Annotated in this window: 1 protein-coding gene; it reads right to left on the reverse strand. The window is 71.9% G+C overall.

Features of this window, described 5'->3' with window-relative positions; genetic code table 11:
• Nucleotides 1-121: 121 nt before the first annotated feature.
• Nucleotides 122-496: a transglycosylase SLT domain-containing protein gene (locus tag ACFU6K_RS39485; protein WP_380671569.1), complete on the reverse strand. Its 375-nt coding sequence runs from the start codon at nucleotides 494-496 to the stop codon at nucleotides 122-124.
• Nucleotides 497-1,125 lie beyond the last annotated feature (629 nt).

Consider the following 1,125-nt stretch of genomic DNA (forward strand, 5'->3'; position numbering starts at 1 on the left):
GGACCACGCGGATCGCGCGGGTCCGGGCCCTCTCGGGCACCCCGGTGGTCCCTGTCCGACCCCCGGGGTGAGGGGGAGTGGTCAGGTGACGGTCGGAGCCTGGTGGGCCGATGGGGTCGGCTTAGTACCAGTGGTTGGCCTGCCAGAAGTTCCAGGCGGCGTTCGGGCTGCCGTAGCGGGTGTTCATGTAGTCCAGCGCCCACTTGATCTGGGTGGCCGGGTTGGTCTTCCAGTCCGAGCCCGCCGAGGCCATCTTGGAGCCCGGCAGCGCCTGGGCCAGGCCGTACGCACCGGAGCTCGCGTTGGTCGCGGTCACGTTCCAGCTCGACTCGTGGGCGATGATCTGGCTGAACGACGCCAGCTGGTTGGCCGGGACGATCTGGGCGGCGATGGCCTGCGGGGAGGCGGTGGCGGCGTTCGCGGTGGCGGGCAGGACACCCGCGCCCAGGGCGGTCAGACCGGCGGCGCCGGCGAGAATCGCGGCGGAAGTGCGCATACGGAGCTTGAAAGCGGGCATAAAGAGCAGGACCTCAATCGGGTTGGGCCGGGTCACTCCCCGCCTCGGACCTCGGCCGGACAGGGGCCGGAACGGTCGCGGGGGGTGCTCGGCGGCAAGCCGTTCACCGGCGGGACAGGAGCCGGTGCGGCTGACGACTGAGCCATTGTTGGCAGACGGGATCGGCCCCCGCCAAGACCCCCTCGGTACGACCCGCGGTCGTACGGAAGGGGCCGCCGTGGATTCGAAGGGGCGCTCGCGCGGAGCGTGCGGAGCGGGGGTGAGCTGCGCGAACGCGGGGGGCGTCGGGGTGGCGCGGGCCCTCCGGGGGTGTCTACTACCGCCCGTCGTGGGTGTTGATCACGTGTGAGCGCACTCACCGTGCGGGGCTCGGCGGGCGTCACTCGCCGGCCCGGTCGAAGCACGGTGGGTACAGACGATCAACCCCGCGCTGAGACCGGCGCCACACCGCCGCGCCGGACCGCGAGCACTGGGCGGGAGCCCTAGCGGAGGTCGCCCAGCCGTCGGTGCCGGACGGCCCGGGCCGCGAGCCGGTCCGCTTCGGTGGTCGCCGACAGGGCGCCGAGAGAATAAAAGACAGCCTGTCCGAGCCGTGAGTAGATATTATC

This window comes from Kitasatospora sp. NPDC057512 (assembly GCF_042802135.1).
In the GTDB taxonomy this organism is placed as follows: domain Bacteria; phylum Actinomycetota; class Actinomycetes; order Streptomycetales; family Streptomycetaceae; genus Kitasatospora.